The sequence below is a fragment of the Mesorhizobium neociceri genome (assembly GCF_013520985.1).
GTDB classification, from domain to species: domain Bacteria; phylum Pseudomonadota; class Alphaproteobacteria; order Rhizobiales; family Rhizobiaceae; genus Mesorhizobium; species Mesorhizobium neociceri.
In genome coordinates this window covers 187,593-201,895 of sequence record NZ_JACDTY010000005.1, presented here as the reverse complement: position 1 = coordinate 201,895, position 14,303 = coordinate 187,593, and the positions used below count along the sequence as shown (strand labels likewise).

Below are 14,303 nucleotides of genomic sequence, written 5' to 3'. Positions count from 1 at the left end.
AGGGCCGGCACACAGAGGCTCTATTTTTTCGAGCCTCGAAAAAATACTGGTCCAACGGCGAGACGCTGTCAACATCGATTCTGATGGATTCTGATGGCCTCGTCGATTTTTTTCGAGACCCGCAATAAACAATGACAGCGTGACCGGCTTCTGCCAATATTTGCGTGGCGTCCCTGACCGCCTCCACTATCATGAGGCGCGGGGGGACCGGGAGGAAACAAAAAAGATGTCGGTTGGTATCCGCCACGACGATCTGCGCCGTCGCAACCGTGCGATGGTGATTTCGGCCGTGCGCCGGGCCGGCCAGCCGTCGCGGACCGAGATTGCGGCAACCACCGGCCTTAGCCATTCGACCATATCGGCAATCTCTTCTGACCTGATTCAAGAAGGCATCCTGGCCGAGAGCAAGCCCGGCGAGACCGGTGCGCTGAAACGCGGCCGGCCACAGGTCGGCCTTGGCCTCAACCCGGAAGCAGCGGCCGTGATGACCGTGGTGCTGTCGCTGAATTTCCTTTCCGTCACCGTCATCGACTATGCCGGCCACGTGGTCGCCGAGGAGCAGCGCCGGCTGGACACGCTGACCATGCCGCGCGACGAACTGATCGGCGAATGCACGGCAATCGTGCGGCGGCGGCTCGAGGATCCCGACCTCGATGTCCAAAGCATCGCCCGTATTGCCATGGGCATCCAGGGCATCACCGATTCGCAGGCACGTGCCATGCTATGGTCGCCGATCACGCCGCTGACCGACATTGCCTTCGCCGACATACTGGAAGCGGAGTTCGGCATCCCGGCCACCATGGAAAACGACTGCAACATGATGGCGGTGGCGCTGCAATGGCGCCAGCCTGAGCGCTACCGCGACGATTTCATCGCCATCCTGCTCTCGCACGGCATCGGCATGGGGCTGGTGCTGAAGGGCGAGCTGTTCACCGGCACCCATTCCTCGGGCGGCGAGTTCGGCCATATGATCCACCGTCCCGGCGGCGCACTCTGCCGTTGCGGGCGGCGCGGCTGCGTCGAGGCCTATGCCGGCAATTACGCCATCTGGCGCAATGCCATGGGAATGAGCGAGGACGCCGAACCAGTCGATGTCGGCGACGCTGATATGCGCGCGCTTGCCGCACGCGCCCGCGAAACCGACGGTCCCGAGCGGGAAGCCTACCACAAGGCCGGCGAAGCGCTCGGCTTCGGCCTTGGCAGCCTGTTCGCCCTGATCGATCCCGCCCCCGTCGCCATGGTCGGCGTCAGCGCCGCCGCCTTCGACCTGATCGAACCGGCGCTGCGTGAAGCGATCGCCCAGACCGCCGGCGGCCAGCACTCGAAATCGATCTCCTTCGACACCGAGCCCAACGAACTGCCGCTGATCCGCGAAGGCTGCGCCATGCGCGCACTCGGCTTCGTCGACCAGGAGATTTTCGCGCCGGGTATCCAGTCGAAGACCGGCAAACATGTCGCCTGAGAGGCCGGCAACGGCGCGCCCCGGCGCGCCCTAGTCTTCCCTGATGGCGTAACCCGCCCCACGGATCGTGCGGATGACATCCGGCATGCGGCCATTGTTGACGGCCTTGCGCAGGCGGCCGACATGCACGTCCACGGTACGCTCGTCGATATAGATCGTCTCGCCCCAGACATTGTCGAGCAGCTGGCTGCGCGAAAACACCCGGCCTGGATGGCGCATCATGAATTCGAGCAGGCGGAACTCGGTCGGCCCGAGCCGGATCTCGCTCTTCTTGCGGTAGACGCGGTGCGATTCACGGTCGAGCACGATGTCGCCGACCTTGAGCACGCTGGAGAGCACTTCCGGCTTGGCGCGGCGCAGGAGCGCTTTCACGCGCGCCATGAACTCCGGCGTCGAGAACGGCTTGACCAGATAGTCGTCGGCGCCGGTGGACAAGCCACGCACGCGGTCACTTTCCTCGCCGCGCGCGGTCAGCATGATGATCGGCAGCCGCTCGGTCTCCGGCCGCATGCGCAGACGCCGGCACAGCTCGATGCCGGACACCGCCGGCACCATCCAGTCGAGCACCAGGAGATCGGGGACGTTTTCCTGCAGCCGGATCTCGGCCTCATCGCCGCGTGTCACCACTTCGACCTGGTAGCCTTCGGATTCGAGGTTGTAGCGGAGCAGCACGCCTAGCGGCTCCTCATCCTCCACGACCATGATGCGTGGCGCAATCATCAGCAGTTCACCTTTATCAGGGCGATGTGGCCATCGCCGTTTCGTCCTGCTTCGGGCGATTGGCGGGCAATTGCTGGCCGGTCAGCACATAGTACGCATTTTCGGCGATGTTGGTGACATGATCGCCGATGCGCTCGAGATTCTTGGCGCAGAACAAGAGATGCGTGCAGGCGGTAATGTTGCGCGGGTCTTCCATCATGTAAGTCAAGAGCTCACGAAACACCGACGTGTATTTGACGTCGATGCGCTCGTCGTCATTCCGGAGCTTCGCCAGCGCCGCGGCATCGGCGGCGGCATATTCTTCGACAACGCCTTGAACCTGGATCAGCACCAGCTGCGCCATCGCATCGATGGAGTGCGAGAGATCGCGCGGCGTGACGCTGAGGCCAACGGTGCCGACGCGCTTGGCGATGTTCTTGGCAAGGTCGCCGATGCGCTCGAGGTCACCGGCCATGCGGATCGAGCCGACCACGGCCCGCAGATCGTTGGCCATCGGCTGGCGCTTGGCGATGAGCGTGATGGCGCGGTCGTCCAGTTCACGCTGGCGCGCGTCCATGATGGCGTCGTCGGAGACGACACGCTGTGCCAGCGCGTTGTCCGAAGTGAGCAGCGCCCTGGTCGAGCCGCTGACCATCGAGCCGGCCAGATCGCCCATGTCGCGGATCAGCTTGCTGATCTGCCCCAGTTCTTCATCGAAGGAGGCGACGGTATGTTCACCCATGATCCTGGTCCTCGTGCCTGAAAATTCAACCGCTGGACGGCTCAGCCGAAGCGGCCGGTAATGTAGTCCTGGGTGCGCTTGTCGTCGGGATTGGTGAACATCTTGTCGGTGGCGCCCTCCTCGACCAGATAGCCGAGATGGAACATCGCCGTGCGCTGCGACACGCGCGCCGCCTGCTGCATCGAGTGGGTGACGATGACGATGGTGTAGTTCTGGCGCAATTCGTCGATCAGCTCCTCGACACGGGCGGTGGCGATCGGGTCGAGCGCCGAGCAGGGCTCGTCCATCAGAATCACTTCCGGCGACACGGCGATGGCGCGCGCGATGCACAGGCGCTGCTGCTGTCCGCCGGACAGACCGGTGCCGGGCTCCTGCAGGCGGTCCTTGACCTCGTTCCAGATCGCCGCCTTCTTCAGGCTGGACTCGACGATCTGGTCCATGTCGGACTTGCGCTTGGCGAGCCCATGGATGCGCGGGCCGTAGGCGACGTTCTCGTAGATCGACTTCGGGAACGGATTGGGCTTCTGGAACACCATGCCGACACGGGCCCTGAGTTCCACGACGTCGATGTTCTTGTCGTAGATGTCGTCCTCGTCGAGCGTGATCTTGCCGGTCACCCGCGCCGAATCGATGGTGTCGTTCATGCGGTTGAGACAGCGCAGGAAGGTCGACTTGCCGCAGCCGGACGGGCCGATCAGCGCCGTCACCTGGTTCTGGCGGACGTCGAGATTGACGTCGAACAGCGCCTGCTTCTCGCCGTAGAAGACGCCGACCTTGTCGCCGCGCATCTTGATGACTTCGTTCGACTTGGCGTTCATTTTGTCGCCCACTGCGTTTTCAAGGGACTGTTCGGTCATGATGTTCATACCAAATTGCCTTTTTTCTACCAGCGCCGCTCGAACCGGCGCCGAAGCACGATCGCGGTGATGTTCATGGCCATGAGGAAGACGAGCAGGATGATGATGGCGCCGGACATGCGCTCGACAAAAGCGCGTTCGGCCTCGTTTGCCCACATGTAGATCTGCACCGGCAGCGCGGTCGCCGGATCGAAAGGCGTCTTCGGATAGTCGGCGACGAAGGCGACCATGCCGATCAGGAGCAGCGGTGCTGTCTCGCCCAGCGCACGCGCCAGGCCGATGATGGTGCCGGTCAGGATGCCGGGAGCGGCCAGCGGCAGGATGTGCTGGAACACCATCTGCATCTTGGAGGCGCCAAGCCCAAGCGCTGCCGAGCGGATCGACGGCGGCACCGCGGCGAGCGCGGCGCGCGTGGCAATGATAATGGTCGGCAGCGTCATCAGCGTCAGCACCAGGCCGCCGACAAAGGCGGCCGAGCGCGGCATGCCGAGAAAGTTGATGAACACCGCAAGGCCAAGCAGACCGAAGACGATCGACGGCACCGCCGCCAGATTGTTGATGTTGACTTCGATGAGGTCGGTGAAGCGGTTCTTCTTGGCGAATTCCTCGAGATAAATGGAGGCGGCGACGCCGATCGGCAGCGCCAGCACAAGCACGATCACCATCATGTAGAACGAGCCGATGATGGCCACGCCCATGCCCGACGTCTCGGGCCGGCTGGAGGCACCGTAGGTGAACAGGCCGGTGTTGAAATGCTCAGCCATCACGCCATCGGCCTTGAGTTTGTTCATCCAGTCGATCTGCTGGTTGGACACCTTGCGGCGCGCTTCATCGACGCTGAGGTCGATCTGGCCCTTGAAGGCCGAGTCGAGATTGGCGGCGGCCAGGATGTTGACGTCGCGCGTCGTGCCGATCACCGACGGATCGGCGGAAACGATGTCGCGCAGCTGGACGCGGGCGCCTTCCGACAGGAAGCCCTTGAGCTTGAGCATCATCGGCTTGTTGGCCGGATCGATACCGAGCTTGGCCACCAGCGCGTTCTCGGCAAGCTTGGGATAGTTCGCCTTGATCAGCACGCTCGGATCGGTGGCGCGCTTGTTCGAGGGATCGATGACCTTCTCGTCGAAGCTGATCGGCAGTGTCACCGTGGTCTGCCAGAAGGCGGTGTAGCCTTTCGAGACGATGGTGATCAGCATGATGGCCAGGAACGCCAGGCCGACCGAGATCGCAATCACACCGTAGATGCGGAACCGGCGTTCGGCGGCGTAGCGGGCCTTCAGCCCAATGTCGCGGCGCGGACGCGCAACCGCACCGGCCATCGTGTCCAGGGGGATGTCGGTCATTCGTACTGCTCCCGGTACTTGCGCACGATGTAGAGGGCGACGATGTTCATCACCAGCGTCAGCGCGAACAGCGTCAGGCCGAGCGCGAAGGCGACCAGCGTCTGCGGCGAATTGAACTCAAGGTCGCCGGTCAGCTGGTTGACGATCTTGACGGTGATGGTGGTCATCGCTTCGAACGGGTTGGCGGTGAGATTGGCGGCGACACCGGCCGCCAGCACTACGATCATGGTCTCGCCGATGGCACGCGACGCCGTCAGCAGGATGGCGCCGACGATGCCGGGAAGTGCGGCCGGCAGGATCACCCGCTTGATCGTCTCGGAGCGCGTGGCGCCCAGGCCGAGCGAGCCGTCACGCATGGCGCGCGGCACTGCGGTGATGATGTCGTCGGACAGCGAGGACACGACCGGGATCAGCATGACGCCCATCACCAGGCCGGCAGTGAAGATGCTCTGTCCCTGGATGAAGGGCGAGCCGCCGGTGAGCGCCGCCGACAGATCGCGCAGGAACGGCCCGAGCGTGACCACGGCGAAGATGCCGTAGACGATGGTCGGGATGCCGGCCAGCAATTCCAGCGCCGGCTTGACCACTGAGCGCACGCTACGCGAGGCATATTCGGACATGTAGACAGCCGACATCAGCCCGACCGGCACGGCCACCAGAAGAGCGACGGCGGCGATGTAGAGCGTGCCGGCGAGAAGCGGGATCAGGCCGAACTGGCCCTGGCTGCCGCCGGAACCGGCGGCGGCGAAACGCGGGTCCCACACGGTGCCGAAGAAGAAGCTCATCGGCGACACGCTTTCGAAGAAGGTGATGGTCTGGAACAGCATCGACAGCACGATGCCGACCGTGGTCAGGATGGCGATGGTCGACGCCGCAAGCAGCCCCCACAGCATCAGCCTCTCGACATTGTTGCGCGCCCTGGCGCGCGGCGCGATCTGCCGCAGCGCATAGAAGGCGCCGGCGATTGACAGGGCGAAGGTAACGACGGCGCCGAACAGGCCGAGCCTGTCCTGGACCGTGTTCGCGTCGACGGCGATCGGGATCATGTAATCCTGCGTATCGCTGGCCAGCGCCACGCCCTTGGCAATGAGCAGCGGCTGCAATTCAGCGAAGGTGGCGGGAAGCGGCGTACCGGCATCGAGCCGACGCAGGCCCTTGGCGAGGCTCTTCACCAGGCTGGCGTCGAGCGCTTCGCTGGCGACCTTGGAGTCAGCGGTGCGCTCGGGCAGAGCGGCATGGATGTGCCGGTCAAGATAGAAGGACGAGCCGATGTCCCAGACGGCAAGCAGCAGGACGGCAGGCAGGACGGCGAGCAGAAAGGCCCACCAGCCGTGATAATGGGCGCGCGAATGCGGCTTTACCTTGCCGGTATCCTGCGCCGCGGCGCGCTGGCGGCCGATCACGAAGGCGACCACGCCGATGGCAATGATTATGGCGAGTACGAGCAAGGACGACATCACCCACCCCAGGGAAAGTTCAGATCGCCGCCGCCTTTGCGGCAAACGGCGAAATCAGGGCGCGGATTTGGTCCGCGCCCTGATCCAGTCAGTCGATTACATCGTCTTTCCGGCGGCGAAGGCGTCGCGCTGGCCCTGACGCTCGGCGTCGGGAGCGGAAACCAGGCCGTACTGGGCGAGCGGGCTTTCCGGGCCGATCATCTGGTCGTCAAGGAAGAACTCGACATATTCCTTGAGGCCGGGAACGACGCCGAGATGCGCCTTCTTGACGTAGAAGAACAGCGGACGCGATACCGGATACTTGCCGGTCGCGATCGTCTCGGTCGAAGGCACGATGCCTTCCACGGTGGCGACCTTCAGCTTATCGGCATTGTTCTCGTAGAAGGCGAGGCCGAACACGCCGACGCCGGTCTTGTTGGAGTCGATGCGGGCGAGCGTCTCGGTGTAGTCGCCGTCGATGTCGACAGCCTTGCCGTCCTTGCGGATAGCGATGCAGGTCTTGCCGATTTCCTTGTCGTCGGCGATGCCGGCGGCCTTCAGGGCGGCCTTGTCGCAGCCGGCGTCGAGCAGCTTGGTCTCGAACACTTCGCGGGTGCCGTGCTTTTCACCGGGGATGTAGGCGGCGATATCCCAGTCGGGCAGCGCCGGGTTGACCTGGTTCCACTTGGTGTTCGGATTGTCGACGAGCTTGCCGTCGACGACCAGCTTGGCGGCGAGCGCCTTGTAGATGTCGGCGGGAACCAGCGCCCAGTCCGGGCCCTTGATGTCGGTGGCGAAGACGATGCCGTCATAGCCGATGCGGACTTCCTGGACTTCCTTCACGCCGGCGTCGGCGCAGGACTTCAGTTCGTCCTTCTTGATCGGACGCGAGGAGTTGGCAATGTCGATGGTGTCTTCGCCGACGCCCTTGCAGAATTCCTTGATGCCGGCGCCGCTGCCACCGGACTCGACAACCGGGGTCTTGAAGTTGGTGAAGGTTTCGCCGAACTGCTCGGCGACGATCTTGGCGTAAGGTAGCACGGTCGACGAACCGGCGACCTGGATCTGGTCGCGCGCGACGGCGACACCCGACGATGCGGCGAACGCTACCGCCACGGCCGATGCCGTAACGAGGAATTTCTTCATGTGGCCTGCTCCTGTTCGGAATATGGTCTCTCGGCGCCCTCTTCAGCCGGCGCCCGCTGAGGCCATAGCCTTCGATTATTACAGTCGCATGACAGTTTCGTGTCAGCCCGGTAACGTCGGATGGACGCACTGAAAACCGCAGCTGGCCCGCCTCTCCCGGAGAGCCGCAGTTTGCCGCTGGAATCATAAGCTTGCGGGATTTTGCGCCGGCATTTGTCTCGGTAGATCGCAGGTCGCGATGCCGAGAAAGAAAAACCGGACGGGAGCGCGTTGCCCGTGGCCAGAGCGTATCTTGGCCGAGCCATCGCCAAAAACAGGTCCGTTGGGGTAGATTTCGACGCTGTTTCTTTGTCGGCGGTCGCTTGCTCCCGCCCGTAACTGAATGAGCGGTTCCGTTGCCGCCATTTTCCCGACTGGACGCAAGCTTTGATATGGTGCGATCGCACCATATCCCTGGACCTCGCGGAGCTGCCGAATCCGGCGGCGAAATCGCTAGCCGGCGTCTCGATGGGCCTCGCCTGATATGCCGACCCAACGTTCGACCTTTTCGAGCAGCGCCTTGGGACTGATCGGCTTGGGCAGATAATCGTCCATGCCGGCTTCCAGGCAGCGCTCGCGATCGCCCTTCAAGGCATGCGCGGTGACGCCGACGATCGGGATATGCGTGCCGCTCTCTTCCTCCAGCCGCCGAATCGCGGCGGTGGCTTCGAGCCCGTTCATCTCCGGCATCGAGACGTCCATCAGGATCATACGCGGATTGAGCCGGCCGAAAGCGTCGAGCGCCTTGCGGCCGTTGCCGACGATCTCGAAACTAAAGCCGGTTTCACCGAGGATCTGGGTGAACACCATCTGGTTCACCTCATTGTCCTCGGCAACCAGGATGTCGAGCCCGCGTTCGTTGCCGCCCGCCCGGGCGCGGGCACGCACCGGCGGCGGATGCAGCTGGGCTCGCTCGGATGCGGCCCGTGCCGGCAGCGCCGAGACCGGCTGCACCATCGCTTGGCCGGAGCTGTCGCTTGCCGCGTGTTCCCCATCGCCACCTGTCGTGCCGTGGCGATGGCGCTGGATGGTCGCGACGAGTGTCTCCAGCAACACCGAGGAGCGCGCCGGCTTGATCAGCTGCGCGTCGATGCCGAGGTCGCGGTAGGCGGTGTTGGCGAGCGACTGGTCGACCGAGGTCAGCATGATGATCGGCGTGTCGGCCAGCCCTGCGGTGTTGCGCACGATGCGCGCCATTTCGGCGCCGCTCATCCCCGGCATCTGGTAGTCGAGCACGACGCAGTCGACCGGCACGCCATAGGCAGCCGCGGCGACCAGCACCTTCAGCCCTTCCGCACCGCTTTCGGCTGCGCAGGAATCGAACGTCCACGACACCATCTGCTCGGTCAGGATCGAGCGGTTGACGGCGTTGTCGTCGACGATCAGCACCCGCGCGCCGGTGACATCGACGGGCATGATACGCTGCCCCGTCTGCTGGCCGGCCCTGGGCAGCGTGACCGTGAACCAGAAGGTCGAGCCCTTGCCCTCGGCGCTCTCGACGCCGATTTCGCCGCCCATCAGCTCGACCAGCCGCGAGGTGATGGCAAGGCCGAGGCCGGTGCCTTCGTGGCGCCTGGTCGACGAGGTATCGACCTGATTGAACTTTTCGAAGACGGCCCTCAGCTTCTCCTCCGGAATACCGATGCCGGTGTCGGTAACCGAGATGGTGAGCCTGGTTCCGGCCGCAACCCTTGTCCCCGTGACATCGACCAGCACATGGCCTTCGTCGGTGAACTTCACCGCATTGCCGAGCAGATTGGTGACGATCTGCCTGAAGCGGCCGACATCGCCGATGAACAGGCTTTCCAGGCCCGGCTCGACGCGCACGATCAGTTCGAGATCCTTCTCCTTGGCGCGTGTCGACACCAGCGTCGCCACATCCTCGATCGCCTCTGGCAGGTTGAACGGCGCCGGGTCGAGCACGAGCTGGCCGGCATCGATCTTGGAGAAATCCAATATGTCGTTGATGATGGTCAAAAGCGCGTTGCCCGATTTGACGATGATGTCGGTGAACGTCTTCTGCTTGGGGTCGAGGTCGGATTTGGCGAGCAGCTCGGCCATGCCCAGCACGCCGTTCATCGGGGTGCGGATCTCGTGGCTCATATTGGCCAGGAATTCCGACTTGGCGCGGTCGGCGAGCACGGCGCGCTGGCGCGCCTCACGCAGCTCGGCCTCGCGCATCTTCAATTCGGTGATGTCGGTGGTCGATCCGATCAGATAGAGCGAACCGTCGGAGGCGATCATCGCGCCCTTGCGCGCGAACTGGTGGCGCACATTGCCGCCGGCAAGCGTCACCGTCTCCTCGATCTCCTGCGTCTCGCCGGTGCGCAGCACGGCCATATCACCGGCGACGAAGGCCTCGCCATCCGCGCCGAAGATCTCGACGTCGGTCTTGCCGATCGCCTCCTCCTTGCTGAGGCCGGTAAGGTCGCACCAGCCCTTGTTGACGTAAAACTGGCGAAGATCCGAGCGCTTGGCGTAGATCGACACCGGCACGTTGTCGATGAGATTGCGGAACACCTCGTTCTCGCGCATGCTTTCTTCCAGCGCCTGCTCACGCGCCTTGACCTCGGTGATGTCGGTGCTGGAGCCGACCAGATGCACCGACCCGTCGAGCGCCACCAGCCGGCTCTTGCGCGTCATCAATTGCCGCACGGTGCCGTCGCGATGAGTGACCGGTTCCTCGATCTCTTTGACGCTGCTGGTGACAACGACCTCGGTGTCGTCATAGCTGTAGCTTTCGGCATCGTCGGCGCCGAACAGCTGGCGGTCGGTGCGGCCGATGACGTCTTCCTTGGCGAGGCCGGTGATCGCGCACCAGGCCTTGTTGACGAATTCGATGCTGAGATCCTGCGCCTTGATGAAGGCGGCGACCGGCAATTCGTCCATGACGTGGCGGAACAGGTCGATCTGGCGCATCGAATCCTGCAGCGCCTTTTCGCGGCTCTTGATGTCGGAAATGTCGACGCGCACGCCGATGAAGGTGCCGTCCTCGGTCCGCATGTCGTAGACCTGGTACCAGCGGCCGTCCGGATTGCGCCGTTCGTAGGAGGAGTTCGGCAAGTGGTAGCGGGCGAGGATGGCCTTTAGCCAGACGTCGCGGTCGCCATCATAGAGTCTGTCGATCTCTGGATCACCGCTCGATCGGAAATAGCCGACCGAATGCCCCAGTTCCAGCGCGTCGCGGAAGCTGCTGCCGGGCTGCCATGCCGGCACCAGCGCCGGCAGCGTGTCCTGCAGCTTGCGGTTGGCGAAGACGAACTTGTCGTCGCGGTCGTAGATGATGACGGCGGCGGGCAGCGATTCCAGCACCGTGGCGAGGTTCTTGCGGGCGTCCTCGGCTTCCGTCTCGCGGCGCTTCATGTCGGAGATGTCGAACAGGAAACCAGCGACATAGTTGCGGCCGCTGGGCATGCCGACGCGGTTCTTGCGCACGATGCGCGAGCGCCTGGCACCTTCGACCTCGAAATTCTCCTCGACCTCGTAGGGCGTGCCTGTCGCCAGTACGGCGCGTTCGCTGTCTTCGAACAGCGCGGCGTCCTTCCCCGGCATGAAGTCGCCGCCAGGCCTGCCCAGCATGGCTTGCGGCGTCTGACCGAACAGCGCCGAAAACGCCTCGTTGACGAAGACGAAGCGCAGATTGTCGTCCTTGACGAAAATCGGGTCCTCGACGGCGTTGATCACCGCCTCGGCCAGCCGCGATTTTTCCAGCGCCTCGGCGAGCTCGGCCTCGCGGTCCTTCATGTCGGTGACGTCGACGTAAGAGATCAGCCTTTTGCCGCCGGCGAGCGGCGCCGTGGAGCAGATCAGGGTGCGGCCGTCATTGCGCGGCAACTGCCGCGATCCGGCTATGCCGGCGCGGATCTCCGCCTCGCGCTCGGCAATGTGCTGTTGCCAGGCCGCTTCGTCCTGCCCAAACGGATCGACGCCACGGCTGGCCTCCATCAGCGCGCGGAAGCTGCAGCCGATGCCGGCCTGCCCGGCATCGATCTGCCAGAAATCGTAGAAGGCGCGATTGATCACTTCGGCGCGCAATTCGGCGTCGACGACGACAACGCCGATCGGCATCTGGTCGACCATCGTGCGCAGATTGGCGAAGGTCTCGGCGGTCCTGGCGTTGGCGCTTTCGATCGCGGCGTCGCGAAGTGTCAGCTCGGTGACGTCGTAATAGGTCAACAGCCGCTTGCCGCCGGACAGCGCCGTCACCGAGAACATCATGGTGCGGCCGCTGGCGTGGGTGAACTCGCGCGGCGCAACCGAGCCGGCGCGGATCTCCTCGACGCGGGTGGCAAGGTAGTGCTGCCACTGCTGTTCATCGAGATCGCCATAGATGCCGTTGCGGCGGTTGAGCTCCATTAGGAGACTGAACGGCGCGCCGACGGTGACGGCGCCGTCGGGTATCCTCGATAGGTCGCGATAGGCCTTGTTGACGATGAGCGTGTCGAGCTTCGCGTCGAGCAGCACGACGCCCATATGCATGGCATCCATGGTCCGCTCGAGGTCGGCGAGATGCTGCGTGCTCTCGGCTGCGGCCGGCGGCACCTGCCGAAGGTCGTCCAGCGTACCGGCCAGCGCCGTGACGTTGCGGCCAATGCCGCGATAGCCGGTAAACTCGCCCTCGCTGTCGAATCGGGGAAAGCCGGTAATCGAAACCCAGCGGCAGCCGGGGCGGCCACCTTTCAATTCATAGACGAAGTCACGAAACGGCCGATGCGCCTGCAGATCCTCCAGATGCGCGGCGGCATGCCGATTGCCATGCACCATCTGGTTGAGGAAATCGAAGCGGAAGCGGCCAAGAATGCTGGCGGGATCGATGCCGGTGGCGGCCTGGTAATGTTCCGAAAGCCAGGAAAAGCGCAGCTCGGCGTCGGTCTCCCAGACCCAGTCGGCGCCAGCCTCGACCAGCTCGCGCAGCGCTTCGGGCGAAGCCCCGACGGACGTATCCTCGCCGTTCACAGCCCCTTTTCGGGAACCGCGTCCGCCGCGTGTTCCAACAGTCCCGTCAGCCATCCCGTTCCCACCCCGAAAGCCAAGGCCGAACCCCCTCAGCGGCTCGCCGGCGGAATGTGCCCGAGAAGCATTAATGATCCGCTAACCATAACGCATCCAGACTGCGGCCAGAGCCCACATTGCCCTGCGGTATTCCGCCGGTTGTCGGCGGAACCCCGGCCGGGCTATAAGTCGGCAGGGGGTGTTGCTGATGACTGGTTGGATCGTGCCTTGTTTCCTGTGCCTGGCGCTGCTTGCGAGCAGCGGCTGCGCGCGCAGCTATGACGGCACGGTTGTGATCCCGCGGCCGCTGGATATCAGGCGGGTCTGGGATCGCGATCCGTCGCAGACCGAGGCCAGCCAGATGCAGGCGGCAGCCGGTGTGTTTCCGACGCCGCCGCCGCAGGAGCCGTACCGGCCGGCGGCACGCAGGCACACGACAAAGATTGCTGCGCCAAGAAGGCACGTCAGGTCCAGCCCGCCCAGCATGGCTTCCGAACCAGCCAATCCGCTCACCTGCAAGAATGTCAGCGAACCCGGTAAACGCTACAAGATGGTCTGCGAATAGCTGGCACTAGGCGCAGGTTACTCCGACGGGAAGAAAGCCGGCCCGACCATCCTGACTGGCCGCTCGCCGGCCAACGACTCGACCGACTGCTGCTGGGCAGCGCCCCTGGCCTCCAGGGCATCGGCGTCGGTCTGGGGGATTTGCGCAACGGTACCGAGATCCGGCTTTGCGGACGGCAGGGGAATGATGGCGTTGCTCATATTGGCTGGCGTGACCGTACGCGCCCTGAGTTCGGCAACGCGCCGATAGTATCGCTTGAGGTCGCACGCCCTGAAGGTCGTATCGTCGCGATATCGGAAGGCCGCTGGCAGATCCTTGTAGGGTTTGCGCGTACCGAGCGCGACCATCTCTTCGGTTTCAAGGCTCGGGTCGCCGAGCGTGTACAGGTCGACGCCGGTATCGTCGCAAATGTAGCGGCACTGATCGACCATCTCCTTGACATCGTCGCCTTGCACGAACTGCGACTTCGGTGCCGGGAAGAAATAGCCGTCGGACAGGCGAACGCAAAACAGCATCGAATTGCTGCCAATCATGGTGCCCGCCGGACGCTGTTTCTGTTGCCCGGCGGCGGGCGCGCAGCCGAGCGCGATGAGCCTGCCCTGCAGCCCGGACGTGTCCCGGCCCGAAAACGCGGCGCCGGCGATCTGGCGTTGCACCTGCGCGCGGCTTTTGGCCAGATCGGCGCAAGCGTTGAAGAAGCCGCCCGTCGCACTTTGCGCCGTGCAGCGGCGTTGCCTCTCCAGGCCCTGGATCGCCGCGAGCTGGCGGCGCAGCTGCGCAAGTTCGGGGCTGATCCCGCCGCCGCGGCCGGACGAGGCCATCTGGCCCCTGAGCGCGGCACATGGATCGGCAAGGGAAGCCGAAATCCCCACGGCACTTGCCGTCATCGACACCAGCGCGAAGATCACGACTAGCCACAAACGCATCATCGGCGCCCCTGGTCCTTATACCCTGTGGAGCCGATTGCCGCTCCAGCCGATTGAGCCTTAATACATGAGCCAAGTCTAATTAAGAGGAAGCCA

At 64.1% G+C, this 14,303-nt stretch carries 10 protein-coding genes; 2 read left to right on the top strand and 8 right to left on the bottom strand.

The features are described from left to right. The first annotated feature begins 226 nt into the window (after window positions 1-226). Window positions 227-1,462: an ROK family protein gene (locus H0241_RS13310; protein ID WP_181058049.1), complete on the top strand. Its 1,236-nt coding sequence runs from the start codon at window positions 227-229 to the stop codon at window positions 1,460-1,462. 30 nt (window positions 1,463-1,492) lie between these two features. On the opposite strand, the gene phoB is transcribed toward H0241_RS13310, so the two are convergent. The 7 genes from phoB to H0241_RS13275 all read right to left on the bottom strand — a co-directional run bounded on the left by phoB (window position 1,493) and on the right by H0241_RS13275 (window position 12,734). Next, window positions 1,493-2,182 carry a phosphate regulon transcriptional regulator PhoB gene (gene phoB / locus H0241_RS13305; protein ID WP_010911896.1) on the bottom strand — a complete coding sequence of 230 codons (690 nt, stop codon included), beginning with the start codon at window positions 2,180-2,182 and terminating at the stop codon, window positions 1,493-1,495. A 16-nt stretch (window positions 2,183-2,198) separates the two neighbouring features. Continuing rightward, complete coding sequence (phoU, locus tag H0241_RS13300; protein ID WP_181058047.1) at window positions 2,199-2,903, bottom strand: phosphate signaling complex protein PhoU; 705 nt, start codon at window positions 2,901-2,903, stop codon at window positions 2,199-2,201. Between the two features lie 41 nt (window positions 2,904-2,944). After that, window positions 2,945-3,769 (bottom strand): phosphate ABC transporter ATP-binding protein PstB, encoded by an 825-nt coding sequence (gene pstB, locus H0241_RS13295; protein WP_112559514.1) that lies wholly within the window; start codon window positions 3,767-3,769, stop codon window positions 2,945-2,947. A 17-nt stretch (window positions 3,770-3,786) separates the two neighbouring features. Continuing rightward, on the bottom strand, window positions 3,787-5,103 hold the full coding sequence (gene pstA, locus H0241_RS13290; RefSeq protein WP_181058046.1) for a phosphate ABC transporter permease PstA: 1,317 nt from the start codon (window positions 5,101-5,103) through the stop codon (window positions 3,787-3,789). Continuing rightward, window positions 5,100-6,560, bottom strand: coding sequence for a phosphate ABC transporter permease subunit PstC (pstC, locus tag H0241_RS13285; protein ID WP_181058044.1), 1,461 nt, complete (start codon window positions 6,558-6,560; stop codon window positions 5,100-5,102). The genes pstA and pstC overlap by 4 nt, the downstream gene beginning before the upstream one ends. Window positions 6,561-6,656: 96 nt before the next feature. Further along, window positions 6,657-7,685, bottom strand: a complete 1,029-nt coding sequence (locus H0241_RS13280; RefSeq protein ID WP_181058042.1) for a substrate-binding domain-containing protein — start codon at window positions 7,683-7,685, stop codon at window positions 6,657-6,659. Window positions 7,686-8,177: 492 nt separating this feature from the next. Then, on the bottom strand, window positions 8,178-12,734 hold the full coding sequence (locus H0241_RS13275) for a PAS domain-containing protein (RefSeq protein WP_181058040.1): 4,557 nt from the start codon (window positions 12,732-12,734) through the stop codon (window positions 8,178-8,180). Between the two features lie 190 nt (window positions 12,735-12,924). Between H0241_RS13275 and H0241_RS13270 the strand changes: the two genes are divergently transcribed. After that, entirely contained in the window at window positions 12,925-13,281 is a 357-nt protein-coding gene (locus H0241_RS13270; protein WP_210284891.1) for a hypothetical protein, read from the top strand. Window positions 13,282-13,298: 17 nt separating this feature from the next. Here the strand turns inward: H0241_RS13270 and H0241_RS13265 are convergent, their stop codons facing one another. Then, the gene (locus H0241_RS13265) at window positions 13,299-14,207 is read right to left on the bottom strand and encodes a DUF2865 domain-containing protein (RefSeq protein ID WP_235984261.1); all 909 of its coding nucleotides are present in this window, start codon (window positions 14,205-14,207) and stop codon (window positions 13,299-13,301) included. Window positions 14,208-14,303 lie beyond the last annotated feature (96 nt).

Coding starts and splice junctions, on each gene's coding strand:
- H0241_RS13310 (WP_181058049.1), top strand. CDS start 227: ATGTCGGTTGGTATCCGCCACGACGATCTGCGCCGTCGCAACCGTGCG.
- phoB (WP_010911896.1), bottom strand. CDS start 2,182: ATGATTGCGCCACGCATCATGGTCGTGGAGGATGAGGAGCCGCTAGGC.
- phoU (WP_181058047.1), bottom strand. CDS start 2,903: ATGGGTGAACATACCGTCGCCTCCTTCGATGAAGAACTGGGGCAGATC.
- pstB (WP_112559514.1), bottom strand. CDS start 3,769: ATGAACATCATGACCGAACAGTCCCTTGAAAACGCAGTGGGCGACAAA.
- pstA (WP_181058046.1), bottom strand. CDS start 5,103: ATGACCGACATCCCCCTGGACACGATGGCCGGTGCGGTTGCGCGTCCG.
- pstC (WP_181058044.1), bottom strand. CDS start 6,560: ATGTCGTCCTTGCTCGTACTCGCCATAATCATTGCCATCGGCGTGGTC.
- H0241_RS13280 (WP_181058042.1), bottom strand. CDS start 7,685: ATGAAGAAATTCCTCGTTACGGCATCGGCCGTGGCGGTAGCGTTCGCC.
- H0241_RS13275 (WP_181058040.1), bottom strand. CDS start 12,734: ATGGCTGACGGGACTGTTGGAACACGCGGCGGACGCGGTTCCCGAAAA.
- H0241_RS13270 (WP_210284891.1), top strand. CDS start 12,925: ATGACTGGTTGGATCGTGCCTTGTTTCCTGTGCCTGGCGCTGCTTGCG.
- H0241_RS13265 (WP_235984261.1), bottom strand. CDS start 14,207: ATGCGTTTGTGGCTAGTCGTGATCTTCGCGCTGGTGTCGATGACGGCA.